This is a genomic window from Caulobacter sp. RHG1, assembly GCF_013181195.1.
GTDB lineage: Bacteria > Pseudomonadota > Alphaproteobacteria > Caulobacterales > Caulobacteraceae > Caulobacter.
The window spans coordinates 149,388-172,718 of sequence record NZ_SMZP01000009.1; the positions used below are offsets into that span (position 1 = coordinate 149,388).

General features: G+C 67.1%; 19 protein-coding genes. 11 read left to right on the forward strand and 8 right to left on the reverse strand.

Going from position 1 to position 23,331, the window contains the following annotated elements; all coding sequences use genetic code 11:
• The first annotated feature begins 52 nt into the window (after positions 1-52).
• The gene (ggt, locus tag E1H18_RS22565; protein ID WP_172273099.1) at positions 53-1,837 is read left to right on the forward strand and encodes a gamma-glutamyltransferase; all 1,785 of its coding nucleotides are present in this window, start codon (positions 53-55) and stop codon (positions 1,835-1,837) included.
• A 41-nt stretch (positions 1,838-1,878) separates the two neighbouring features.
• On the opposite strand, the gene E1H18_RS22570 is transcribed toward ggt, so the two are convergent.
• Positions 1,879-2,805, reverse strand: a complete 927-nt coding sequence (locus E1H18_RS22570) for a LysR substrate-binding domain-containing protein (RefSeq protein ID WP_172273102.1) — start codon at positions 2,803-2,805, stop codon at positions 1,879-1,881.
• Between the two features lie 380 nt (positions 2,806-3,185).
• Between E1H18_RS22570 and E1H18_RS22575 the strand changes: the two genes are divergently transcribed.
• The 5 genes from E1H18_RS22575 (at position 3,186) to E1H18_RS22595 (ending at position 9,950) form a co-directional block, all read left to right on the forward strand.
• Entirely contained in the window at positions 3,186-4,505 is a 1,320-nt protein-coding gene (locus tag E1H18_RS22575; RefSeq protein WP_172273105.1) for an MFS transporter, read from the forward strand.
• A 22-nt stretch (positions 4,506-4,527) separates the two neighbouring features.
• A complete protein-coding gene (locus E1H18_RS22580) occupies positions 4,528-7,038 on the forward strand; it encodes a zinc-dependent metalloprotease (protein WP_172273108.1) in 2,511 nt (836 codons plus the stop codon).
• Complete coding sequence (locus tag E1H18_RS22585) at positions 7,035-7,577, forward strand: RidA family protein (RefSeq protein ID WP_172273111.1); 543 nt, start codon at positions 7,035-7,037, stop codon at positions 7,575-7,577. Before E1H18_RS22580 ends, E1H18_RS22585 begins: the two co-directional genes overlap by 4 nt.
• A gap of 70 nt (positions 7,578-7,647) precedes the next feature.
• On the forward strand, positions 7,648-9,435 hold the full coding sequence (locus E1H18_RS22590) for a CIA30 family protein (protein WP_172273114.1): 1,788 nt from the start codon (positions 7,648-7,650) through the stop codon (positions 9,433-9,435).
• Positions 9,436-9,605: 170 nt separating this feature from the next.
• Positions 9,606-9,950 (forward strand): hypothetical protein, encoded by a 345-nt coding sequence (locus E1H18_RS22595; RefSeq protein WP_172273117.1) that lies wholly within the window; start codon positions 9,606-9,608, stop codon positions 9,948-9,950.
• Here E1H18_RS22595 and E1H18_RS22600 read toward each other — a convergent pair.
• The 5 genes from E1H18_RS22600 to cyoA are packed head-to-tail and all read right to left on the reverse strand — an operon-like array spanning position 9,947 to position 14,817.
• Positions 9,947-10,645, reverse strand: a complete 699-nt coding sequence (locus E1H18_RS22600; RefSeq protein ID WP_172273120.1) for an SURF1 family protein — start codon at positions 10,643-10,645, stop codon at positions 9,947-9,949. The two genes, E1H18_RS22595 and E1H18_RS22600, sit on opposite strands and share 4 nt — an antisense overlap.
• Positions 10,646-10,658: 13 nt before the next feature.
• Positions 10,659-11,042, reverse strand: coding sequence for a cytochrome o ubiquinol oxidase subunit IV (gene cyoD / locus E1H18_RS22605; protein ID WP_172273123.1), 384 nt, complete (start codon positions 11,040-11,042; stop codon positions 10,659-10,661).
• On the reverse strand, positions 11,039-11,677 hold the full coding sequence (gene cyoC / locus E1H18_RS22610; RefSeq protein ID WP_172273126.1) for a cytochrome o ubiquinol oxidase subunit III: 639 nt from the start codon (positions 11,675-11,677) through the stop codon (positions 11,039-11,041). Before cyoC ends, cyoD begins: the two co-directional genes overlap by 4 nt.
• A 1-nt stretch (position 11,678) precedes the next feature.
• A complete protein-coding gene (cyoB, locus tag E1H18_RS22615) occupies positions 11,679-13,679 on the reverse strand; it encodes a cytochrome o ubiquinol oxidase subunit I (protein ID WP_172273129.1) in 2,001 nt (666 codons plus the stop codon).
• 4 nt (positions 13,680-13,683) lie between these two features.
• Positions 13,684-14,817: a ubiquinol oxidase subunit II gene (gene cyoA, locus E1H18_RS22620; protein WP_172273133.1), complete on the reverse strand. Its 1,134-nt coding sequence runs from the start codon at positions 14,815-14,817 to the stop codon at positions 13,684-13,686.
• Positions 14,818-14,950: 133 nt separating this feature from the next.
• Here cyoA and E1H18_RS22625 point away from each other — a divergent pair, with 133 nt between their 5' ends.
• The gene (locus E1H18_RS22625; RefSeq protein WP_172273136.1) at positions 14,951-16,282 is read left to right on the forward strand and encodes an MFS transporter; all 1,332 of its coding nucleotides are present in this window, start codon (positions 14,951-14,953) and stop codon (positions 16,280-16,282) included.
• A gap of 4 nt (positions 16,283-16,286) precedes the next feature.
• Here E1H18_RS22625 and E1H18_RS22630 read toward each other — a convergent pair whose 3' ends face one another.
• Positions 16,287-16,757, reverse strand: a complete 471-nt coding sequence (locus tag E1H18_RS22630) for a PAS-domain containing protein (protein WP_172273139.1) — start codon at positions 16,755-16,757, stop codon at positions 16,287-16,289.
• A 202-nt stretch (positions 16,758-16,959) separates the two neighbouring features.
• Between E1H18_RS22630 and E1H18_RS22635 the strand changes: the two genes are divergently transcribed.
• Complete coding sequence (locus E1H18_RS22635; RefSeq protein WP_172273142.1) at positions 16,960-17,406, forward strand: pseudoazurin; 447 nt, start codon at positions 16,960-16,962, stop codon at positions 17,404-17,406.
• Here E1H18_RS22635 and E1H18_RS22640 read toward each other — a convergent pair.
• Positions 17,403-18,152 carry a 3'-5' exonuclease gene (locus tag E1H18_RS22640; RefSeq protein ID WP_172273145.1) on the reverse strand — a complete coding sequence of 250 codons (750 nt, stop codon included), beginning with the start codon at positions 18,150-18,152 and terminating at the stop codon, positions 17,403-17,405. The genes E1H18_RS22635 and E1H18_RS22640 overlap by 4 nt on opposite strands.
• 219 nt (positions 18,153-18,371) lie before the next feature.
• On the opposite strand from E1H18_RS22640, the gene E1H18_RS22645 reads away from it, so the two are divergent.
• The 3 genes from E1H18_RS22645 (at position 18,372) to kdpB (ending at position 23,321) form a co-directional block, all read left to right on the forward strand.
• Positions 18,372-19,277 (forward strand): iron-containing redox enzyme family protein, encoded by a 906-nt coding sequence (locus tag E1H18_RS22645; RefSeq protein WP_194248154.1) that lies wholly within the window; start codon positions 18,372-18,374, stop codon positions 19,275-19,277.
• A gap of 283 nt (positions 19,278-19,560) precedes the next feature.
• Positions 19,561-21,273 carry a potassium-transporting ATPase subunit KdpA gene (gene kdpA, locus E1H18_RS22650; protein ID WP_172273151.1) on the forward strand — a complete coding sequence of 571 codons (1,713 nt, stop codon included), beginning with the start codon at positions 19,561-19,563 and terminating at the stop codon, positions 21,271-21,273.
• 11 nt (positions 21,274-21,284) lie between these two features.
• The gene (kdpB, locus tag E1H18_RS22655; protein ID WP_172273154.1) at positions 21,285-23,321 is read left to right on the forward strand and encodes a potassium-transporting ATPase subunit KdpB; all 2,037 of its coding nucleotides are present in this window, start codon (positions 21,285-21,287) and stop codon (positions 23,319-23,321) included.
• Positions 23,322-23,331 lie beyond the last annotated feature (10 nt).

Sequence of the window (23,331 nt, forward strand, 5' to 3'; positions counted from 1 at the left end):
AACCACGGCGCCGTCCCCTACCAGAAGGGGGCGGCGCCGATCGGGGAGCACCATGCGTAAATCGACTCTGCTGGGCCGCTCGGCCCTGTTGCGCGCCGTCCTTGCCGGCGCGCTTGTCACGTCCAGCCTGGCGCCGCCGTCGCTGGCCTTTGCCTTCCAACAGGAAGAAGCCACCGCACCGGCGCTCGCCCAGACCGGCGGCGACCTGATCGGCTACGGCTCGATCCACCATCCCACGATCGGTCGTGACGGCATGGTCGTGAGCCAGAGCAAGATCGCCTCGAAGATCGGCGCGGACATCCTGGCCAAAGGCGGCAACGCCGTCGACGCGGCCGTGGCCGTGGGCATCGCCGAGACCCTGACCCTGCCGCGCGCCGGCAATCTGGGCGGCGGCGGCTACATGCTGGTCTATGACGCCGCCTCCAAGAAGACGGTCGCCATCGAGTACTATGGTCAGGCCCCGCTGGCGGTGAAGCCCGACTTCCTGCTGAACGACAAGGGCCGGGTCGACGGCGAAAAGGTTCAGTCCTTCAAGGGCGTGACCGTGCCCGGCACCGTCGCGGGCCTCTACGAGGCGCACAAGCGTTTCGGCAAGCTGCCCTGGGCCGATCTCGTCCAGCCCGCCATCGACCTGGCTCTGAACGGCCTGGTGATGAGCGACGACGAGGCCGACGCCCTGTCCAAGCGCAAGACGGCGATGTCCAAGGATCCGAACGGCGCGCTCAAGGTGTTCTTCAAGCCGGACGGTTCGCCCTACGGCCCGGGCGAGGTCTACAAGAACCCCGACCTGGCCTGGACCCTGCAGCAGATCCAGGCGCGCGGCGCGGACGGCTTCTACAAGGGCCCCGTGGCCGACAAGCTGGTGGCCGGGATCAAGGCCGGCGGCGGCATCATCAGCCTGAAGGACCTGGCGTCCTACAAGGCCAATGTGCTGGAGCCGATCTGGTCGGACTATCGCGGCTACAAGATCGCCTACATGCCGCCGACCTCGGCCGCGTCCAGCGTCGCCGAGGCCATGAACATCCTCGAGCACTTCCCGATGGACAAGCTGGGGGCCGGCAACGTCGCCACCATGCACGTGATCGCTGAAGCCCTGAAGATCGTCACGGTCGACCGGCGCTATTCCGGCGGCGGGCCGCAGTGGAAGACGCCCGCCAAGGGCATTGCCAGCAAGGCCTTCGCGCAAGAGCGCGCCAAGCTGATCTCGATGGACAAGTCACTGGACTCCAAGTCGCTGCCGGGCCTGGATCCGCATCCCTACGAGAGCCCGGACACGACGCACTATTCGATCGCCGACAAGGACGGGAACGTGGTGTCCAACACCTACACCCTGACCGCGTCGTTCGGGGCGCACGTCGTCGCGCCGGGCACGGGCTTCCTGCTCAACAACTCGCTGGGCAATTTCGACTGGAACCCCAAGCCGACCAGCCTGGGCAACAAGATCGAGCCGGGCAAACGCGCCCAGTCGACGATCTCGCCGATCATCGTGTTCAAGGACGACAAGCCCTGGGTGGCCACCGGCACGCCCGGCGGCGGCACCATCATCGGCACCATGGTGCAGGTGCTGGTCAACCTGATCGACTACAAGCTGAACATGGCCGAGGCCGCCCAGCGCCCGCGGATCTATCAGGCGGGTGTCGACGGGCCGCTGCAGATCGAGGAGTCGATCCCCGAGGATCTGGTCGCAGGCCTGGAGGCCAAGGGCCACAAGGTCGAGCGCTCGCAGATCATCGGCAGCACCCAGTCGATCATGATCGGACCGGACGGCAAGACGTTCTATGGCGCAGCCGACACCCGGCGGCCGGACTCGGCCGCGATCGGGGTCAAGCAGTACTAAGCGAATGGAGGGGGCCGCCGCGAGGCGGCCCTTTTCTCTTTCTAGGCGGTGGCGCGACGGCGGAACGGCAGCGGCTCGGCTTCCGCCTCGAACTCGGCGCCGGGCAGGCACTTCAGGAACATTTCGGCGGCCAGGCTGAGCTTGCGCTCGGAATGGCGAAGCACGCGGAAGTTTCGGCGTGGCAGGTTCACCGCCCGCACCAGAGCGCCTGACGCCAACGCCTCGCGCGCCACCAGGTCGGAGAGGGCGCTGGGACCCAGGCCCGCCACCACGGCCGACAGGATCGCCTCGTTGGTCGGCAGTTCCAGGCGTACGTCCAGCTTCTTCACGTCGGCGCCGAGACCGCGCAGGGCGCGTTCAAACTCCGAGCGCGTCGCCGAGCCTTCTTCGCGCAGAACCCAGCCGCCGCGCACCAGCTCTTCCGGGCGGGGAGGGCGATGCGCCCAGGCGTGGTCGGGTCGCACCAGGATACAAAGTTGGTCGCCCTCGACATCGACACCATCCAGGTCTGGGTCGACGTGCGGGGCGGCGACGAAGCCGATGTCGGCCGCGCCATCCAGGACCATGCGGGCGGCTTCCTCGGTATTGGCGATGTGCAGGTCGATGCTGAGGTGGGGGAAGCGGTTGCTGAACTCGCCGATCACCCGGGGCAGCCAATAGTTGCCGATGGTCTGGCTGGCGTAGATCGTCACCGTGCCGCGACGCAGGTTCGACATGTCCATCAGCGTGCGCTGGGCTTCGCGCACCTGGTTCAGGATCTTGCGCGCCTCGTCCAGGAAAGCCCGTCCGGCTACGGACAGCTCGATGCGTCGGCCGACCCGGTCGAACAACGCTGTGCCGTAGGTGTTCTCCAGGGCGCCGATGGAGGCGCTGACGCCGGATTGCGTGATGTGCAGCGCTTCTGCGGCGCGCGTCATGTTCAGTCGTTCAGCGACGCAGACGAAGATCCTCAGCTGCTCCAGTGTCATAGTGAAACCCCGCTTTTTCCCGCGAAGCCAACTTAGGCACAACGAACAGCCGTTCAGCAAAGAAAATGTCGTTCAGCGTATAGAACGCCTGGCGATGTTGCCGGTACCATCGACCGGCGCCCACCTTGGGGCAATTTATGCCGTTTTGGGTTTCCCTGCGTCGACCTGCGTGCGCCCTGGTGGCTGCGATGCGGCCGTTGGGGGTAGGTCATACCGACTCGCGTCGCGGTGTCCGACCAATTGGGACATCGGCGATCATGAGGTGAGCTTGTAGAAGTAAAAGGCGCGCCTTGTGAATATTTGTGGGTTGCTAGACTGTTGATGGCCAAGTCGTGTTCGGTCATCATCTTTGTATTGGTGGCGTGGGGCTTTCGGGGCGAATGGCGTTGGATTGTGTCGAGCGCCTGTCGCCCGGGGCGGAGCGTGTCGCGCTCGGCCCGGCGACGCGCCGGCGCGCGATCACCGCCTGTCTGGCCGGTAACCTGTTCGAGATCTTCGACTTCGGGGTCTACGGCTATTTCGCCGTCCAGATCGGGCGGGCGGTGTTTCCGTCCGCGGACCCGATTGCTTCTGTGCTGGCCAGTTTCGCCACCTACGGCGTCGGCTTCCTGATGCGGCCCATCGGGGCGATGGTGATCGGCAGCTATGGCGACCGCCACGGCCGCAAGGCGGCGCTGGCGCTGACCATCACACTGATGGCGATCGCCACGGGCCTGACCGGCCTGATCCCGACCTATGCCCAGGCTGGTCTCTGGGCGCCGATCATGTTGCTGCTCTGCCGACTGGTGCAGGGGTTCTCGACAGGCGGCGAGTGGGGCGGGGCGACCACCTTCCTGATCGAGCATGCGCCGCCCGGCCGTCGCGGTTTCTACGGCAGCCTGCAGCAGGTCAGCACGGGTCTGGCCCAAATCCTCTCGATCGGCTCGGCCTTGCTGCTCAACAGCATCCTCGGCGCGGAGGATCTGCAGGCCTGGGGCTGGCGGCTGCCGTTCCTGCTGGGCTTCGTGCTGGCCCCGATCGGTTACTACCTGCGCGCTCGCGTCGAAGAGTCGCCCGAGTTCGCGGCCGTTTCGCGGAGCAAGCGCGTCGCCTCAGCGCCGCTGCGCAGCGCGCTGACCGTCCATCGCGGCGCGGTGCTGACCTGTTTCGGCCTGACCATGATCTGGACGGTGTCCAGCTATGTCTTCATCACCTTCATGCCGACCTTCGCGGTTCACACGTTGGGCATGCAGCCCTCCACCGCGCTGGCGGGGACCATCTGCGCTGTGCTGGTCAATGTCGTCGTCATCCCGTGGGCGGGCTTGGCCTATGACCGCTGGGGCGGCCGTCGCCTGCTGATCGCTGCGGCGGCGGGTTTCGCCCTATTGAGCGTGCCGCTGTTCGCCTTCCTGGCCCATGAGAAGAGCCTGGCCGCCCTGGCGCTGGTCGCCGTCGTCGCCGGCGTATTCTACGGCATCTACAACGGCGCCGCGCCGGCTCTGCTGTGCACGCTGTTCCCGACGGCTGTCCGCTATACGGCGCTGTCGGTCGGCTACAACGGCGCGGTGATGGTCTTCGGCGGCTTCGCGCCCTTTGTTTCCACCGTCCTCGTTCGAGAAACCGGCCTGGCGATCGCCCCCAGCTTCTACGTCGCGCTCTGCGCGGCGGTGAGTCTGGGCGTGCTGACCTGGCCGCGCGGGCGAGGGGCCTTTGTCCACTAGAATGCAATCGAGGGGATCTTTCATGCGGCGTTCGCTCAAGCGCCAGAGCCTGGTCTACGCAGCCGCGATCGCGGCGCTGGCTCTGACATCCTCGGTCCTGCCGTCGGCTTCCTACGCAGCCGACTGGGCGCAGACCGCCGCCGGGGCCGCCCAGCCGCGCGAGGGCCTGCTGCGGACCTTCGTCGACGCCAAGACCGGCAAGGTCTTCGTCCAGGTGCCGCCGGCCGGCGCCGATGGCGTCTCGCTGCGCGTGATCTACCAGGCGAGCCTGGCCTCCGGCCTGGGCTCGACCTCGCTAGGTCTGGACCGCGCCGCCACCGGCCGCGCCCAACTGCTGGCCTTCCGCCGCGCCGGCAAGAAGGTGGTCATCCAGGCCGAGAATCCAGAGTTCCGGGCCAACGGCACCGGCGAGTTGGAAGCGGGCGCGGTGCGCAGCTCGTTCGCGGTCTCCAACCTTTGGAGCGGCGACGCGATCGCCGAGGGCCCGGATGGCGCGGCTCTGGTCGACATCACCAGCTTCCTGACACAGGACACACTGGACGTCGCCGGTCGGATCCGCATGCGCAAGCAAGGCGTCTATCGGCCCGCCGCCAACCTGACCTATGTCGACGCCCCGCGCAGCGGCGTCTTCCCGACCAATCTGGAGTTCGAGGCGGTCCAGACCTTCACCGCCGACGATCCCGGCGCCGAGGTCCGCGCCATCGCGCCGGACGCCCGCTCGATCACCCTGACGGTGCACCACTCGTTCGTGAAGCTGCCCGAGGCTGGCTTCGAGACGCGCCGCTTTGACCCCCGCACCGGCACCTCCGTGCAGGTGCCGGTCGTCGACTTCGCCGCCCCGCTGGACTCGTCGATCGTCTACCGCCTGGCCCGCCGCTTCCGTCTCGAGAAGACCGATCCGAACGCCGCCCGCTCGCGGGTCAAGAAACCGATCGTCTTCTATGTCGACCGCGCTGCGCCGGAGCCGATCCGCACCGCCCTGGTCGAAGGCGCCAACTGGTGGGGGCAGGCGTTCGACGCTGCCGGCTTCATCGACGGCTTCAAGGTCGAGGTGCTGCCCGAGGGCGCCGATCCGATGGACGCCCGCTACAACGTCATCTTCTGGATCAATCGCCAGACCCGCGGCTGGTCCACAGGGCAGACCATCGTCGATCCCCGCACCGGCGAGATCGTCCGTGGCGTGGTGCAGCTGGAATCCCTTCGCGTCCGCCAGGACAAGATGATCTTCGAGGGCCTGCTGGGCGCGGCGGGAACCGGCAAGGGCGGGGTCAACGATCCGGTGCAGATCGCCCTGCAGCGGATCCGCCAGCTGGGCATGCACGAGACCGGCCACGCGCTGGGCTTCTCGCACAACTTCGCCGGCTCGACCTTCGGCCGGGCCTCGACGCTCGATTATCCGGCGCCGCTGATCCACGTGAAGGGCGACAAGCTCGACTTCAGCGACGCCTATGTCAAAGGCGCGGGCGCGTGGGACAAGTTCACGGTCAAGTGGCTCTACAGCCAGTTTCCGACCGGAACCGACACCGCCAAGGCGCTGGACGGGATCGCCCGCGAGGTCGCCAGCCAGGGCATGATGTTTATCGCTGACGACGAGCATCCGGCCAGCACCCAGTGGGACAATGGCGCCGACCCGGTCGACGGTCTGAAGGACACCCTGGCGGTGCGCAAGATCGCCCTGTCGCGCTTTGGCCTTGGCAATATCGCCCCCGGCGCGCCGGTCTCGGACCTGCGCCGGGTGTTCGTGCCGATCTATCTGTTCCACCGCTACCAGATCGACGCGGCCGTGAAGCAGGTCGGCGGCGTCGACTTCAGCTATGCGGTGAACGGGGAGGGGCGCGAGAAGGCCAAGGTCATCGACGTCGCCGCTCAGCGTCGCGCCTTGAAGGCCGTGCTGGAAACCCTGGATCCGGCGCTGCTGGACACGCCGGACGACCTGGTGGCCCTGCTGTCCCAGGCCGCCTCGGGCACGAGCGACCGCCAGTTCGAGATCGAGCTGTTCGATACGCTGGGCGGACCGGTGTTCGATCCCGTCGGCGTGGCCGTCGTGGCCTCAGACATGGCTCTGCGCCAGTTGGTCGAGGCCCCGCGCCTCAACCGGGTGCAGGAGCAGGCCCGTCGCGATGCTGGCCAGCTGACCGTCAGCGAACTGCTGGACGCCCTGTTCGCCCAGGTCCAGGCCAAGCCCAGCGAGTCCGTGCGCTTCGCCGAAATCCGTCGTCGCCAGCAGGCGCGGCTGATCGGCGATCTGGTCGACACCCTTGGCGACAAGACGCTGTCGCCGACCGTGGTCGCGGCGATCGAGGCCAAGCTGGCCGACACCGGCAAGGGCTTGGCGTCTGGCGCCAGCGCCTATGACCGCTACCTGGCGCGGCTGCTGGCCGACGGCGATCGCGAGGCCATGGCGCGCTTCGCCTCCGACCAGGCGCCGGCGCCCAAAACCCCGCCCGGCAGCCCGATCGAGGACTGCTGGTTCTGCGCCCCATCCGACCAGACCCGCGCCGCCGCGCTGCAAGCCACGGAGTTCACGCGATGATCGCCTCTCGTCGAAACGCCCTCGTCGTTCTGGGTGGGGCCGCATTGTCGGTCAGCAGCCTGAGCTCGGCGCGGGCAGACGCTGTTGCGGCGCTGAAGGCCCAGGGCCTGGACCTGCCAAAGGTCGCCGTCCCGATCGGCAGCTATGCGCCATTCGTGCGGCATGGCGATCTGGTCTTCGTCTCGGGTCAGCTGCCGCTGAAGGACGGAAGTCTGATCGCCAAGGGCCGCGTGCCCGTCGAAGTCAGTCTCGAGCAGGCCCAGGCCGCGGCGCGCCAATGCGCGCTGAACGTGCTGGGCGCGGCGGCGGCGGCGGTTGGCGGCGACCTGGAGAAGATCGCCGGTTGCTTGAAGCTGACCGGCTTCGTCGCCTGCGATCCCGGCTTTACCGATCACCCCAAGGTGGTCAACGGCGCCTCGGATCTGATCAAGGCGGTGCTGGGCGACCGTGGGCAGCACGCCCGCGCCGCCGTCGGCGTCGCCTCTTTGCCCATGGGCGCGCCCGTCGAGGTCGAGGCCATTTTCAGCGTCCGGATTTAGCGCCGTCGTTCGTCGTCATGAGGTGAGCCGTCGAACGGCTCGCCCAGTTTCACTCTAGGAGTACGCTCGCATGTCCGCATCTATCCTGCGCATCCTGGCCGGAGGCGTCGCGGTCGCCGCGCTCTCGACCTCGCTGGCCATGGCCCAGACCAAGCCGCTGGCGATCACCAACGCCGAGATCTTCGACGCCACGGGCGCTGCGCCCTATCGCGGGACGCTGGTGGTCAAGGATGGCCGCATCGTCGCCGTCGGCGCCAAGGTGAAGGCGCCCAAGGGCGCGACCGTGATCGACGCGGCCGGCAAGGCCGTGGTCCCGGGCTTCATCGACGTCCACACGCACTGGACGCCCAGCGGCGCGCCGGCCGTCACGCCGAAGATCGCCGACGCCTACCTCGCGGCGGGCATCACCACGGTCAACGACTTCCACCAGCAGCCGGAGTCGTTCGAGCCGCGCCGCCGCTGGCTGTCGACCCTGACCGCGCCGCACGTCAACTTCGTCGCTCGCATGAGCACGCCGGGTGGTCATGGCGCCGACTGGGCCGACGAGAACACCACCCGCTGGGTCGACACGCCCGAGAGCGCTCGCCTGGCCGTCGACGAGATCGCCAAATACAAGCCCGACGCCATCAAGGCCTTCCATGACGGCTGGCGCTACGGCGCTATGGCCGACAATACCAGCATGGATCCCTGGACACTGAAGGCCCTGACCGAGACGGCGCACAAGCACGGTCTCAAGGTGCTGACCCATACGGTGACCGTTGAGCGCGGCGCGGCTGCGGCCGATAGCGGTGTCGACGTCATTGCCCATAGCCTGCAGGACAAGCCGCTGGACGCGGCTACGGTCGCCAAGATCAAGGCCTCGGGCCTGTTCTACGCTCCGACCCTGGCCGTGTACGAGCCGGTCAAGCCGGGTCAGAAGCCGCCGGCCGATCCCGACAGCCCGCGCGCCAGGCAGTCCCAGTTGAAGTTCGGCTACGCCCTGGGCAACACCAAGGCCCTGTTCGACGCCGGCGTGCCGGTGGCCCTGGGCACCGACGCCGGCATGCCGGGCACGCCGCACGGCCCGTCCAGCCTGCGCGAGATGGAGCTGCTGGTGCAGGCCGGCCTGACGCCCAGCCAGGCGCTGATCGCCGGCTCTGCCATCAGCGCCAAGGCCATGAACCTGCTGGCCGATCGCGGCACCCTGGAGGCCGGCAAGCGCGCCGACTTCGTGCTGGTGTCGGGCAAGCCCTGGGAAACGATCACCGACGTGCGCCGCATAGACCGCGTGTTCCTGGACGGCCAGGCGGTGTTCGGTCCCGGTTCGGTTCGCAAACCTGCCAATGACCGCATGACCATGACGGCTCTGAAGGCCAAGGCCCTGATCGACGACTTCGAAGGCGCGGTGGGCCGCACCAGCCTCGACACCAAGCGGCTGGACGATTTCGACGGCGGTCACGACCGCAGCCTGGAGGTCTCGCAGGTGATCGAGCGCGAAGGCGGCGGCAAGGTGCTGAGCGTCGGCGCGCGCATGGCCAGCAAGACCGACGCTTCGGCCGGCGTGCTGCTGCCGCTGAGCCGCGGCTCGGTCGAGCCGGTCGACGCCACGGCGTTCAAGGGCGTGAAGCTGGCCGTGCGCGGCGACGGCGGTCCGTATCAGGTGACCATCCGCAGCGTGGGCGGTCTGTTCCGCGCCGAGGTCGAGGCCGGTTCTGCCTGGAAGACCGTCGAGCTGCCGTTCTCGGCCTTTAAGCCGGTGACGATGCGCGGCCAGACCCCGACCTTGACCGGTGCGGATCTATTGGAGGTCGGCGTAGACGGCGAACGCGCCGCCCGCGCCAAGCTGTGGTTCGAACTGGATGACGTGACCTTCTACTAGGCGGCTTCGGGCCGGGGAGGGCGGACGCTTTTCTCGGCCCGGTTCGCCCCCTGTGGAGCCCGACTTCGATCTGTGAACAAAATCGGAACCTGGGCTTGCGCCTTCGGCCCTTCGAACGCTAAATCCGTCGCTCTGCGGTGTCGGGCTGCGGATCTGTTCTGGGGCGTATCGTGTCGCGTATCGAGGGGACTTTCGTCGAGTTGGCGCTGGAGATCGGCCTGGCCGAAACCATCGCCGAGACGCTGCGCGATATCGACCGCGCCATGGCCGACCTGCCGGCCGACGCCGGCGGTACGCGCTGGCTAAAGCGCCTGCAGGAGCAGAAGACCAGCCTGCGCAATCCGACTCTGAGGACAACGGCCGCCCTGGTGGTGGCCATGTGCGTCAAGGACACGGCCCTGACGCCACGCATCCGTCGCGCCTTCGCCGACCTGATCGAGCGCCATCCGGAACTGGCCTGGTTCTACACACAGCTGCCGGCAGCCTCGGCCGAGCCGTTGCGCCGCGCGAGTTAGGCCTTCTTCGGCCGCAGCGCCAGCGCCACGCCCAGCAGTGACAGTCCGCACAGGGCGAGCCAGGTCAGGGCATAGACCAGGTGGCTGTTGCGGAAGGCGATCACCGTCAGTCCGCCGACCGGGAAGTCGCCCGGCTTGGGATCGGCTTCGGCGTCGATGAAGAACGGAGCGACCTCTTCCGTGAGGCCATGGGCCTTGGCGATCATCACGACGTCGCGCGAGTACCAGCGGTCCAAGGTCGGCTTGTTGGAGCGCAGGAAGCCGCCACGCGGTTCGCTCATCCGCATCAGGCCGGTGATGGTCACGTGTTCGCCGGGAATGCAGCGCGTGCGGGTGGCCGGATCGCGCCACTGCGGCGGCACGAAGCCGCGATTGATCATGATCAGGCCCTGCTTCGTGCGCAGGGGCGTCATCAGCCAGTAGCCGGGGCCAAGTTCGGTGACGGCCTGCACCAGGGTCTCCTGCTCATGCAGGAACTCGCCGTCCACGCGGACGCGACGGTACTCGTCGTCGCGGGCGTTGACCTTGCTCCAGGCGCTGGGCGGAGGCGGCGCGACGGGGCGCGCATGGACCCGGGCGTCGACGCGGGCGATCAGGTCCAGCTTCCAGGCCCGGCGCTCGACCTGCCAGGCTCCCAGCGCGCCGAAGACGAGCGCCAGAAGCAGGCAGCCGAACGCTAGCCACCACTTGTTCAAGACGCTCTCTTGCTCAAGGCGCCGGCGGCGCGCTCGCCGGGTTCATCGGCATCATCATGTTGCTGTTGAGGTGGAACATGATCCACAGCGAGCCGCTGATCACGATCGCCACGATGACGATGGTGAAGATCAGGGCCATCAGCGTCCAGCCGCCTTCGGACTTGGTGTTGATGTGCAGGAAGAAGATCGTGTGGACCACGATCTGGATGAAGGCCAGGGCGACCACGATCGCCGCCGTGGTCTGGGCGTTGGCGATCGCGCCGCTCATGACCAGCCAGAAGGGCAGGGCCGTCAGCACCGCCGACAGCGCGAAGCCGATCAGGTAGCCGCGGCGCGTGCCGTGGCTATGGCCGTCGTCGTGCGGATGATCGTCGTGTGGTGTGTCGTGGGCGCTCATCGCAGCACTCCCAGCAGATAGACGAACGTGAAGACGCCGATCCAGACGACGTCCAGCAGATGCCAGAACATGCCAAGGCACACGAGGCGGCGGCGGTTGTCGGCGTTCAGGCCGCGCTGGCCGACCTGGACCAGCATGACCACCAGCCAGATCAGGCCGAAGGTCACGTGAAGGCCGTGGGTGCCGACCAGGGTGAAGAAGGCCGACAGGAAGGCGCTGGTCTGTGGTGTGGCGCCTTCATGGATCAGGGATGTGAACTCGTAGAGCTCCACCCCGATGAAGGCCGCGCCCAAGAGGCCGGTGATCGCCAGCCAGATCTGGGTGGCGCGCTGGTTGCCCGCCTCCATGTCGATCATGGCCATGCCGTAGGTGATCGACGAGAATAGCAGGAAGGCCGTGTTCAGGGCCACCAGCGGCAGCTCGAACAGTTCGCCCGGACCCGGACCGCCGGCATAGCTGGTGGAGAGCACCCCATACGTCGCGAACAGCGTCGCGAAGATGAGGGCGTCGCTCATCAGGTAGATCCAGAAGCCCAGCAACGTGCTGCCGCCGCTGGCGGCATGGTGATGCCCGGATTCCTCGACCAGGTAGAAGGTTGGCGAGGTTTCGGCCTTGTCGGTGGAGGGAGTGGCCATCTTACGCTTTCTCCGCCAGCAGGCGCGAACGCTGGTCCTCGGTGTCGGTCACCACGTCGGCGGCGATGTAGTAGTCGCGGTCGTAGTTGAACGTGTGGGCGATGCTGAACGCCACCAGGGCCACGAAGCTGACGATCGCCAGCCACCAGATGTACCAGACCATGGCGAAGCCCATGACCATGGCCAGGCCCGACAGGATCACCCCCATGCCGGTGTTGCGCGGCATGTGGATGGGCTGGAAGCCGGCGGTCGGCCGCTGCGCCGCGCGATCCTTCATGTCGTACCAGGCGTCCAGATCATGGACGACGGGCGTGAACGCGAAGTTGTAGTTCGGCGGCGGGGACGAGGTGGCCCACTCCAGCGTCCGGCCATCCCAGGGATCGCCGGTGGTGTCGCGCAGCTTGTCGCGGTTCTTGATGCTGACGGCGATCTGGATGACGAAGGCCACGATGCCGACGCCGATGATCAGCGCGCCGATGGCGGCGAGCACGAACCACGGCTGCAGGCTGGGGTCGTCGAAGTGGCGAACCCGGCGCGTGGTGCCCATCAGGCCGACCACGTAGATCGGCGTCCAGGCCAGCCAGTAGCCGACGACCCAGCCCCAGAACGAGACCTTGCCCCAGAACGGATCCAGCTTGAAGCCGAAGGCCTTGGGGAACCAGTAGGTCATGCCGGCGAACAGGCCGAACACCACGCCGCCGATGATGACGTTGTGGAAGTGGGCGACCAGGAACAGCGAGTTGTGCAGCACGAAGTCGGCCGGCGGAACGGCCAGCAGCACGCCGGTCATGCCGCCCACGACGAAGGTCAGCATGAACGCCACGACCCACATCATCGGCAGCTCGTAGCGGATGTTGCCGCGATACATCGTGAACAGCCAATTGAAGATCTTGGCCCCGGTCGGGATCGAGATCACCATCGTGGCGATGCCGAAGAACGAGTTCACGCTGGCGCCCGAACCCATGGTGAAGAAGTGGTGCAGCCAGACCAGGTACGACAGGATGGTGATGACCACCGTGGCGTAGACCATCGACGAATAGCCGAACAGACGCTTGCCCGAGAAGGTCGAGGTGATCTCCGAATAGATCCCAAAGACCGGCAGGACCAGCACATAGACCTCTGGGTGACCCCAGATCCACACCAGGTTCCAATACATCATCGGGTTGCCGCCGAGATCATTGGTGAAGAAGTTCATGCCCAGATAACGATCCAGCATCAACAGGGCGAAGGCGCCGGTCAGCACGGGGAAGATGGCGATGGCCAGGACGTTGCTGCACAGCGCCGTCCAGACGAACACCGGCATCTTCATCATGGTCATGCCGGGCGCGCGCATCTTCAGGATGGTCGCGACCATGTTGATGGCCGAGAGCGTCGTGCCCACGCCCGCGATCTGCAGGGCCCATAGATAGTAGTCGGGTCCTGTGTCGGGACTGTTCTGCAGGTTGGCGACGGGGACGTAGTTCAGCCAGCCGGCGCGCGAGAACTCGCCGACGAACAGCGAGATCATCACCAGGATGGCGCCGGCCGCCGTCAGCCAGAAGCTGAAGTTGTTGAGGAACGGGAAGGCCACGTCGCGCGCGCCGATCTGCAGCGGCATGACGTAGTTGATCAGGCCGACCACCAGCGGGATGGCCACGAAGAAGATCATGATCGTCCCGTGGGCCGTGAAGATCTGATCGTAGTGGTGGGCGTTGAGGTAGCCCTCGTTGGCCCCGAAGGCGATGGCCTGCTGCAGGCGCATCATGACGGCGTCGGCGAAGCCGCGCAGCAGCATGATGATGCCCAGGATCATGTACATGATCCCGATCTTCTTGTGGTCCACCGTGGTGAACCACTCGGTCCAGAGATAGCCCCACAGCTTGTACTTGGTCACCGCGGCCAGGATGCCCAGGCCCAGCAGCACCACGACGGCGAAGGTGACGAGCAGGATCGGCTCGTGGATCGGGAAGGATTCCCAGGACAGCCGTCCGAAAATGGTTTTCGCGAGGGTCTGATCGAACATTGGCTTAGGCTCCGATCGATCCATCGCGCGCCAAGGCGGGCGAGATAGAAGATATGTCGCGGTTCTTCGGCGAAGCGGGCGCCTGGTTGCCCGGCGGCTTGGGATCACGCGGCTTGGTCACGTTCGTGCCCGGCGCGATCTCGTGCGGCTCCTTGAACACCGCGCCCTCGGGCGGGGCGCCGTGCTGGTGCTCGCCGCCACGCGGCGGGACCAGGCCGTGCTGCTTGCCGTCATGCTTCATCGTCGCGCTCATGCAGGTGGTGCCCGGCGTGATGCAGCGGTTGACGATGCGGCTGAAGATGCCGGCCTCGACGCTGCCGTAGCGCGCGACGGGGACCTTCTCGCTGGGCTTTTCCAGCGCCAGGTATTGTGGGGTCTGCAGGGTCTTGGTGCTGGCCTTGGTCTCGCCGATCCAGCGGTCGAAGCTGGCCTGGTCGACGCCGTGCAGCTTGAAGCGCATGTCCGAGAAGCCCGCGCCGCTGTAGTTGGCCGAGAAGCCCTCGTACTCGCCCGGCTTGTTCAGCACCGCGTGCAGCGTGCTCTGCATGCCCGGCATCGCGTAGATCATGCCGGCCAGGGTGGGCGCATAGAAGGTGTTCATCATGTTGGTCGAGGTGATGTCGAACCGCACCTGGCGATCGACCGGCAGCACCAGTTCGTTGACCGTCGCCACGCCTTGCTCGGGGTAGATGAACAGCCACTTCCAATCCAGGGCCACGACCTGCACCCGCAGCGGCGCGACGTTGCGATCGATCGGCTTCTCGGCCGAGATCCGGTCCAGCGGGCGGAAGGGGTCCAGAAGGTGGGTGCTGGACCAGGTCAGGGCGCCCAGGGCGATGATGATCAGCAACGGCGCCGACCAGATCACCAGCTCCAGCGAGGTCGAGTGATGGAACTGCTTGTCGTAGGTCCCGTCACCACCTTTGCGGTAGCGCCAGGCGAAGACGACGATCAAGATCATCACCGGGACGATGATGAGCAGCATCAGTCCCGTTGAAATGTAGATCAGATTACGCTGTTGCAGCGCGATGTCCCCAGCAGGGTCCAACACAGCCCGTTCGCATCCCGACAAGAGAACGAGAAGCGCGATTGGGATAACGCGGGCATGTCGCCCAAGACCTGGGAAGCTTAAGCGCATGAGGGGACCAACAGGCTGCTCATTCCGGCTGCTTTCAGAGTTGTACAATCTTTTCGCTAGCGCAATATGTAGCGATCAATCGGACCGGTGGATTGCACGATCCGCGCCTTGAGCCAACCCCAGGACGTGACGCATGACTGACTCGATCGCCGCCTCGAACTCGACTCAGCTCGAGCGCGACGCCCGGCTGGTGACCGCTGACGACCACCGCGTCGCCCCCGGAGAGATCGCTATTGGCGTGATTATCGGGCGTACGAGCGAGTTCTTCGACTTCTTCGTCTATGCCCTTGCGTCGGTCCTCGTGTTCCCGGCCGTGGTGTTCCCTTACGTAGACGCGGTGACGGGTACGCTGTTCTCGTTTGCGGTCTTTGCCCTGGCTTTCATCGGTCGTCCTTTCGGGACGCTGCTGTTCACCGCCATCGACCGCAAGCACGGACGAGGCGTGAAGCTGACGATCGCCCTGTTCCTGTTGGGCGGCTCGACCATGGCGCTGGCGCTGTTGCCGGGCTTCGAGACGATCGGCGCGTGGTCGGCTGTTCTGCTCGCGGTGTTCCGCTTCAGCCAGGGCATCGCATTGGGCGGCGCCTGGGATGGCCTGCCGTCATTGCTTTCGCTCAATGCGCCCAAGGATCGCCGCGGCTGGTACGCGATGATCCCGCAGTTGGGCGCGCCGCTGGGCCTCTTGGTCGCCACCGGCCTGTTCGCCTATTTCATCTCGATCCTGTCGCCGGCCGACTTCCTGTCGTGGGGCTGGCGCTATCCGTTCTTCGTGGCTCTGGCCATCAACGTCGTCGCTCTGTTCGCCCGCCTGCGCCTGGTGGCGACGCCGGAGTTCGAGCGCCTGTTCGAGAGCCAGGAACTGCAGCCGTCGCCGCCGTTCAAGACCGTGGCGGTCGAGTGGCGCACGATCGCTCTGGGCGCTCTGGCCCCGCTGGCCAGCTTTGCGCTGTTCCATCTGGTTACCGTGTTCCCGCTGTCGTGGGTGACCCTGCGCGCGGGCGAGGAGCCGATCCGCTTCCTAGCCATCGAGGCCGTCGGCGCGGTGATCGGCATCCTGGCCATGCTGGCTTCGGGCGTCATCGCCGATCGCGTCGGCCGTCGCGCGGTGCTGGGCGTTTCGGCCGTGATGATCGGCGCCTACAGCGGCTTCGCCCCGCAGCTTCTGAACGCCGGCGGCCTGGGCGAGGCGATCTACATGATCGCCGGCTTCGCCCTGCTGGGCCTGGCGTTCGGTCAGTCGTCGGGCGTGGTCAACAGCAGCTTCCCGGCTCAGCACCGCTATACGGGCGCTGCGATCGTCGCCAACTCGGCTTGGCTGATCGGCGCAGGCTTCGCGCCGCTGGTGGCTCTGTTCCTGGCGACGCGTTTCGGCCTGTGGTCGGTGGGGGCCTATCTGCTGTCCGGCGTGGCCTGCACTCTGGCGGCCCTGGTCATCAACAAGGACTGGGCGCCGAAGTCGGAATAGGGGCTCAGGCCTCTTCCAGCGCCATGGCGAGGAGGGGGGCGACGTCGATCTCCTCGTGCATGGCGACATATCCGCCGCCGGCGATCTTGGTGTGCGAGACGCGCACGCGGCGGGTCTCGTTGATCCAGTACTCGCCGATGACGGTGTCCTCGGGACCGGCCTGATCGTCGAGCGCCAGATGATCGCGGACATTGACCGTCGCCCAGGCGAAGCGGGGGGCGCAGAACGCGACGATCTCGGCGCGCGCGGTGCCGGGCTGGGTCAGCCTCGTCGGCAGCCCGTACATCGCCGCGAAGGCTGCGTTGCAGAAGATCAGCCGCGCCTCCTCATCGATCATGCACATCCCGCGCGGCATGCTCGCCAGGGTCTCGGCCAGTTCTTCCAGAAGCGCCCGGTCTGCGTCCTCCAAGCCCTCGTTCTCGTACGCCAGGATCGGGTTTCTGGGCTCGAAGGGGATGATGTTGGAGTGCGTCATGACACGGGTTCCTGCGACCGGGGCAACCTGCGCCCGACGTGCCTAATAGGGCGTAGCTTGCCGGCGTGGCGTTCCGTCGCAGTCCGGCGGAAATGACGTCTATGGGTCGCGGGTTTGCGCCTGCGCAAAGTTCTGTGCGGAGGAAGTTCCTAGAAGGGCTGCACCGGGTCGATGAGCCCGATCGCATAACCCAGGAATTCCCATGTCGAAGTCCGTTCTCGCGCTCGCCGCGATCGCCGGGGTCATCACGTTCGCGAACGTGGCGGGGGCCGCCGAGCTCAAGGTCAAGATGCTCAACCGCGGCGCGGAAGGCATGATGGTCTTCGAACCGTCGACCGCCAAGCTGAAGCCGGGCGACACCATCCGCTTCATCCCGACTGACCCGGGCCATGACGTCGCGTCGATCCCCGGCATGGCGCCTCCGGGCTTCACGCCGGTGAAGGGCGCGCTGAACAAGGAAGTGGTCGTCACCCTGGCCAAGTCGGGCGTCTACGGCTTCAAGTGCACGCCGCACTGGGGCATGGGCATGGTGTTCGTGGCCAAGGTCGGCGACGGCAAGCCCAACGCCGCAGCCGCCGAGGCCAGTGTCGCCACCACCCCCGGCTTGGTGAAGAAGCGCCTGACTGCAGCCTTCAACGCGATCCGCTAGAGCAGGCGCTGCTGAGCGGGCGGCGTCGCGGCCGTCTCGGGAAGCTGGCCGCGACGCCGTAGTTCGGTCTCGGCGCTGAAACGCACGTCGAGATCGCGCTCGCGGGCGAGAGCCTGCAGCGCTTCGGTCCCAACGTCTCGCCAGGGCTTACCGCGCTCGGCCCCACTGGGTGCGCGTGGCAGCAAGCCGGGCTCGCGGCTCCAGGCCAGGAGCTGCTCCACTGAAGCCTCCTTCAGCATGTCGCGCAGATGGTGGGCGGTGACGTAGGCGTCCGGCATGGCCCGGTGCGCCGGCAGGCCGGTCGCATGATCCAGGCCTTCGGGCTGCCGCGTGTAGCGCAGCATCTGGTTGGAGAAGCTTGGCAGGTGCGGCCAAAGGCGAAGCGCGCATTTCCAGGTGCAGATCCACGCCGCGCCGCCAGAGAGGCGGGGCGTGCAGAACCGCTGCTCGAAAGCGGCCCTGTGCGCAGCAAGCGCCAGGACCCCGCCGTCTGGTCGCAATATGCCTGGCGCAACATCCTTCCAGAAGCCCGCGCCGGTCACGTCGTCGTCGCGGATGTGGTGGATAGCCATCGTCCGAGGTGAGATCGGGCCGCCCGGATCGACGAACTTTGCGCCGCGCTCTTTGCTAACGACCCAGCGTCCGCCCTCGTCCTGGAGCACGTCCTGCCAGCCGATTTCGCAGACTTCATGAGGAGCCGTGCCGGCGGTCTCCAGATCGATGACGCGGACGCGGAGCAGGGGCATTTCATCAATATGGTCCGCCTCTGGCGAGATCCCAAGACGGCGTTGCAAACACGGATGCGCACGCCCGGTTCCTGATCGAACTCAATTGCTTAAACCGCTCTGTTGTCGGCCGCCCGACACTGGAACGGCCGCGCCGCAGCCTCGTTTGACCCTCGCCGGGGCGCAGGCCGGCGATGTGATGGAGAGCAGGACGTGTTTGGTGGAGAGCGTCTTTCGCGTATGGGCGCATTCAGCCCACGGTTCCCTGACGCCGAGGCGTTGCACCGGGGCTTGGCCCACTGGAACCACCAGCGCTTGGCGCCGGCCGAGCCGGGCGAGGACTGGCGGCGCGAACTGGACGAGAACTCTCGTATGCTCCGTCTCGAAGGCGAGTTCATCGAGGCCTTCCGCGCGCAGATCGCGCCTCTGGTCGCCGATGTTCCGACCGATCCGGAAGGCTTCATCGCCTGGTTCGAGGCCTTGAAGGAACACGGCCCGGGCCAGTGGGATCCGCTATTCGACTGGCTGGAAGGCGCCGCCTCGCTCGACGACCTGAAGTGGTTCCTGACCCAGGAAGCCGCGGGCGAGGCCGGCTTCGACGACCTGGTGGCCATGACCCAGGTCAAGGTGCCCGACCGCGCCAAGCTGGAGCTGGCCCGCAACTATTGGGACGAAATGGGCCGCGGCAGCGCTCGCGGCATGCATGGTCCCATGCTGTCGCGCACTACCGAGACCCTGGGCCTGACGCCCACCATCGACAGCACGCTCTGGCAGTCGCTGTGCCTGGCCAACGTCATGACGGCCTTCGCCACCACGCGGCGCTATGTTTGGCAGTCGATCGGCGCCCTGGGCGTCGTCGAGCTGACCGCCCCGACCCGCGTGGCCTGCGTCGATGCCGGCCTCAAGCGCGCCGGCGTCTCGCCCGAGGCTCGCAAGTACTTCGCCCTGCATGCTCAGCTGGACATCGAGCACTCCAAGGCCTGGAACGCCGAGGCGCTGATCCCGCTGGTCACCGAGGACCCCTCGCGGGCGCGCTTCATCGCCGAAGGGGCGGTGATGCGATTGATCTGCGGCGAGCAGTGCTTCGAGACCTATCGCGCCCACCTGTGGGCCCACGTCCACCCGGTGGTCTACGCCGCCGAATAGGCGATCTTTACGCGGCCCTTACATCAGGGCCCCGCTTCCACATGGAGCCCTTACGCGGCGCCATGGTCCATCCGGCTCCAATGAAATGGAGGCCGCGATGGCTGATCTGATGTTCCTCGGAGGAGGTCTCGTCCTCTTCGCCCTGTTCGCGGGCTTCGTCGGCGCCCTGAGGCGCGTCTGACGATGCTCGTGAACCTTCTGTGGGCGGCCGGCGCGATCGTGGTCGCCGGTTACATGGTCGCGGCGATGCTGCGGCCCGACAAGTTCTGACGGACCTCCTCAAATGACTTGGCAAGGATGGGCGGAAATCGCCCTGACCCTGGGCCTGGCGGTCGCCATCGGTTGGCCGCTGGGCGTTTTTATGTCGCGCGTCTGGAAAGGCGAGCGGACCTTCCTCGATCCGATCCTGCGTCCGGTCGAGGCGCTCCTGTACGCCGCCTGCGGTGTCGATCCCAAGAAAAGCCAGAGCTGGCACGGCTACGCCCTGGCGCTGCTCGCCTTCAACCTGGTCGGCTTCATCCTGACCTATCTGGTGCTGCGCCTGCAGGGCGTGCTGCCGCTGAACCCGCAAGGCTTTCCCGGTCTGTCGGGGCATCTGGCGTTCAACACCGCCATCAGCTTCGTCACCAACACCAACTGGCAGAGCTATGCGGGCGAGACGACCATGTCGACGCTCAGCCAGATGCTGGTGCTGACGACCCAGAACGTCGTTTCGGCCGCCACCGGCGCGACCGTGGCCGCGGCCCTGGCGCGCGCGTTCGTCGCCAACCGCGGCGAGGGCGTCGGCAACTTCTGGGCCGACCTGATCCGCACCACGCTCTATGTGCTGCTGCCGGTCTCGTTCGTCGTCGCCGTGCTGCTGGTCGCGCTGGGCTTGCCGCAGACCTTGTCGGCCGGCGTCACCGCCACGACCCTGGAAGGCGCCGAGCAGAAGATCTCGCTCTACGCCGTGGCGTCGCAGGAAGCCGTCAAGATGCTGGGCATCAACGGCGGCGGGATCTTCAACGCCAACTCCGCGCACCCGTTCGAGAACCCCACGCCGCTGACCAACCTGATCACGGCGATCTCGATCAATGTGCTGGGCTGGGCGTCCTTCTTCGCCTTCGGCCGCATGGTCATGGCCAAGAAGGAGGTTCGCGCCCTGGTGATGGCCGCTTCGGTGCTGCTGTTCGCCGGCGCGGCGGGCATTTACGCCACCGAGACGCAACCGGCTCCGGCCCAGGTCGCGGCCGGGGTGGATACGTCGGTCAACATGGAGGGCAAGGAGGTCCGCTTCGGCGCGCCGTCGACCGCCGCCTGGGCCGCCATGACCACCGGCGCCTCGAACGGCTCGGTCAACGGCATGCACTCCAGCCTGATGCCGCTGGGCGGCGGCATCGCGATGTTCCTGATGCAGCTGGGCGAAATCCTACCGGGCGGCATCGGGTCGGGCATCGCGATCATGGGCGTCATGGCCCTGCTGGCGGTGTTCGTCGCCGGCCTGATGGTCGGCCGCACGCCGGAATACCTTGGCAAGAAGATCGAGGCCCGCGAGATCCAGTTCGCGATCCTGGCCGTGATCGTCATCCCGCTGTCGATGCTGGGCTTCTCGGCTGTGTCGGCGGTGCTGCCCGAGGCGCTGAAGGGCCTGATGCACGAGGGGCCGCACGGCCTGTCGGAGATCCTCTACGCCTATGTCTCCGGTACGGCCAATAACGGCTCGGCCTTCGCCGGTCTGACCGCCAACGCGCCCTGGTGGAACGTCACCCTGGCCATCGCCATGGCCATGGGCCGCTTCCTGCCGATCGTGGCCGTCCTGGCCATCGCCGGCGCCCTGGTCGTCAAGCCGAAGCTCGCCCCTTCCGCCGGCACCCTGCCGACCGATGGCGGTCTGTTCGTCGGCCTCCTGGTCGGGGTGATCCTGATCCTGGGCGGCCTGCAATTCTTCCCCGCGATGGCGCTGGGACCGATCGTCGAGCACTTCCAGGTGCTCGGCGCGGTCGCGGCCCTCCGCTGAACGGTGACATCATGAGTGTCGTAGACATCCGCGCTGGAGGTCTTTCCAGCGCCGTCCTGGCCCGCGCGGCCAAGGACTCCTTCCTCAAGCTCGACCCGCGCAAGCTCACCGGCAATCCGGTGATCTTCGCGACCTGGATCGTGGCCCTGCTGTCGACCGTTTCGGCGGTCGCGGCGGTTGCCACCCAGCAGCCGGCCGGCTTCGCCATCCAGATCGCGCTGTGGCTGTGGGCCACCGTGCTGTTCGCCAACCTGGCCGAAGCCGTCGCCGAAGGGCGCGGCAAGGCCGCCGCCGACAGCCTGCGCGCCACCCGCGTGACGACCAAGGCCAAGCTGCTGGTCGATCCCACGACCGGGACTTACGTCCCGACCCCGGCCCACAAGCTGGGCGTGGGCGAGATCATTCTGGTCGAGGCCGGCGACGTCATCCCGACCGACGGCGAGATCGTCGAGGGCATGGCCAGCGTCAACGAGGCGGCGATCACCGGCGAAAGCGCGCCGGTGATCCGTGAAAGCGGCGGCGACCGCTCGGCCGTCACCGGCGGCACCACGGTGGTCTCCGACTGGCTGAAGGTCCGCGTCACCGCCGAGGCGGGCAACACCTTCCTCGACCGCATGATCGCCATGGTCGAGGGCGCCGATCGCCGCAAGACGCCCAACGAGGTGGCCCTGGCCGTGCTCTTGGCCGGCCTGACCCTGATCTTCCTGATCGCGGTGGTGACCCTGCTGGGCCTGGGCAGGTTCTCGGGCGTGGTCCTGGATCCGCTGGTGCTGGGCGCGCTGTTCATCACGCTCATTCCGACGACTATCGGCGGCCTGCTGTCGGCCGTCGGCATCGCCGGCATGGACCGCCTGCTGAAGGTCAATGTCCTGGCCACCTCGGGCCGGGCCGTGGAAGCGGCCGGCGACGTCGACACCCTGCTGCTGGACAAGACCGGCACCATCACCTTCGGCAACCGCATGGCGGTCGAGGTGGTCCCGGCCCCCGGCGTGCGTCCCGACGCGGCCCTGAAGGCGGCGCTGATCGCCTCGCTGGCCGACGAGACGCCGGAAGGCCGTTCGATCGTCGAGCTGGCCCGTGGTCGCGGCCTGATCGTCGAGCAGCCGGCCGGCGCCACAGCCATCCCGTTCACCGCCCAGACCCGCCAGTCGGGCCTGGACCACGAAGGTCGCAGCTGGCGCAAGGGCGCAGTCGACGCCGTCTATCGTTCGCTGGCGCTGGAGCCCAAGAGCATTCCGGGCGAGATCGCCGCCGCCGTCGACCGTATCGCCCGCTCGGGCGGCACGCCGCTGGCGGTCAGCGAGGACGGCGTCCTGGTCGGCGTCATCCACCTGAAGGACATGGTCAAGCCGGGCGTCAAGGAACGCTTCGCCGACCTGCGCCGCATGGGCCTGCGCACAGTGATGATCACCGGCGACAACCCGGTGACCGCCGCCGCCATCGCCTCGGAAGCCGGCGTCGACGACTTCCTGGCCGAAGCGACCCCCGAGGACAAGCTGCGGCTGATCCGGGAAGAGCAGGGCAAGGGGCGCCTGGTCGCCATGTGCGGCGACGGCGCCAACGACGCCCCGGCTCTGGCTCAGGCGGATGTCGGCGTGGCCATGCAGACCGGCGCGCAGGCGGCCCGCGAGGCCGGCAACATGGTCGATCTCGACAGCGACCCGACCAAGGTCATCGAGATCGTCGAGGTCGGCAAGCAGATGCTGATCACCCGCGGCGCCCTGACGACCTTCTCGATCGCCAACGACGTGGCCAAGTACTTCGCCATCATCCCGGCGATGTTCGTAGCCTCGCTGCCGGCCCTGGGCGCGCTGAACATCATGAACCTGCACAGCCCGCAAAGCGCGATCCTGTCGGCGGTGATCTTCAACGCCCTGGTGATCGTCGCCCTGATCCCGCTGGCCCTCAAGGGCGTGAAGTACCGCGCCGTCGGCGCCGGCAAGCTCTTGTCGCGCAACCTGACCCTCTACGGGATCGGCGGCCTGATCGCGCCCTTCGTGGGCATCAAGCTGATCGACCTCGTGGTGTCGGCCCTGGGGCTGGCCTGATGCCCCGCTC

What these genes read in the sequence shown, in the direction of transcription:
- ggt (WP_172273099.1), top strand. Translation starts at nt 53, where the DNA reads ATGCGTAAATCGACTCTGCTGGGCCGCTCGGCCCTGTTGCGCGCCGTC.
- E1H18_RS22570 (WP_172273102.1), bottom strand. Translation starts at nt 2,805, where the DNA reads ATGACACTGGAGCAGCTGAGGATCTTCGTCTGCGTCGCTGAACGACTG.
- E1H18_RS22575 (WP_172273105.1), top strand. Translation starts at nt 3,186, where the DNA reads ATGGCGTTGGATTGTGTCGAGCGCCTGTCGCCCGGGGCGGAGCGTGTC.
- E1H18_RS22580 (WP_172273108.1), top strand. Translation starts at nt 4,528, where the DNA reads ATGCGGCGTTCGCTCAAGCGCCAGAGCCTGGTCTACGCAGCCGCGATC.
- E1H18_RS22585 (WP_172273111.1), top strand. Translation starts at nt 7,035, where the DNA reads ATGATCGCCTCTCGTCGAAACGCCCTCGTCGTTCTGGGTGGGGCCGCA.
- E1H18_RS22590 (WP_172273114.1), top strand. Translation starts at nt 7,648, where the DNA reads ATGTCCGCATCTATCCTGCGCATCCTGGCCGGAGGCGTCGCGGTCGCC.
- cyoD (WP_172273123.1), bottom strand. Translation starts at nt 11,042, where the DNA reads ATGAGCGCCCACGACACACCACACGACGATCATCCGCACGACGACGGC.
- cyoC (WP_172273126.1), bottom strand. Translation starts at nt 11,677, where the DNA reads ATGGCCACTCCCTCCACCGACAAGGCCGAAACCTCGCCAACCTTCTAC.
- cyoB (WP_172273129.1), bottom strand. Translation starts at nt 13,679, where the DNA reads ATGTTCGATCAGACCCTCGCGAAAACCATTTTCGGACGGCTGTCCTGG.
- cyoA (WP_172273133.1), bottom strand. Translation starts at nt 14,817, where the DNA reads ATGCGCTTAAGCTTCCCAGGTCTTGGGCGACATGCCCGCGTTATCCCA.
- E1H18_RS22625 (WP_172273136.1), top strand. Translation starts at nt 14,951, where the DNA reads ATGACTGACTCGATCGCCGCCTCGAACTCGACTCAGCTCGAGCGCGAC.
- E1H18_RS22630 (WP_172273139.1), bottom strand. Translation starts at nt 16,757, where the DNA reads ATGACGCACTCCAACATCATCCCCTTCGAGCCCAGAAACCCGATCCTG.
- E1H18_RS22635 (WP_172273142.1), top strand. Translation starts at nt 16,960, where the DNA reads ATGTCGAAGTCCGTTCTCGCGCTCGCCGCGATCGCCGGGGTCATCACG.
- E1H18_RS22640 (WP_172273145.1), bottom strand. Translation starts at nt 18,152, where the DNA reads ATGCCCCTGCTCCGCGTCCGCGTCATCGATCTGGAGACCGCCGGCACG.
- E1H18_RS22645 (WP_194248154.1), top strand. Translation starts at nt 18,372, where the DNA reads ATGGGCGCATTCAGCCCACGGTTCCCTGACGCCGAGGCGTTGCACCGG.
- kdpA (WP_172273151.1), top strand. Translation starts at nt 19,561, where the DNA reads ATGACTTGGCAAGGATGGGCGGAAATCGCCCTGACCCTGGGCCTGGCG.
- kdpB (WP_172273154.1), top strand. Translation starts at nt 21,285, where the DNA reads ATGAGTGTCGTAGACATCCGCGCTGGAGGTCTTTCCAGCGCCGTCCTG.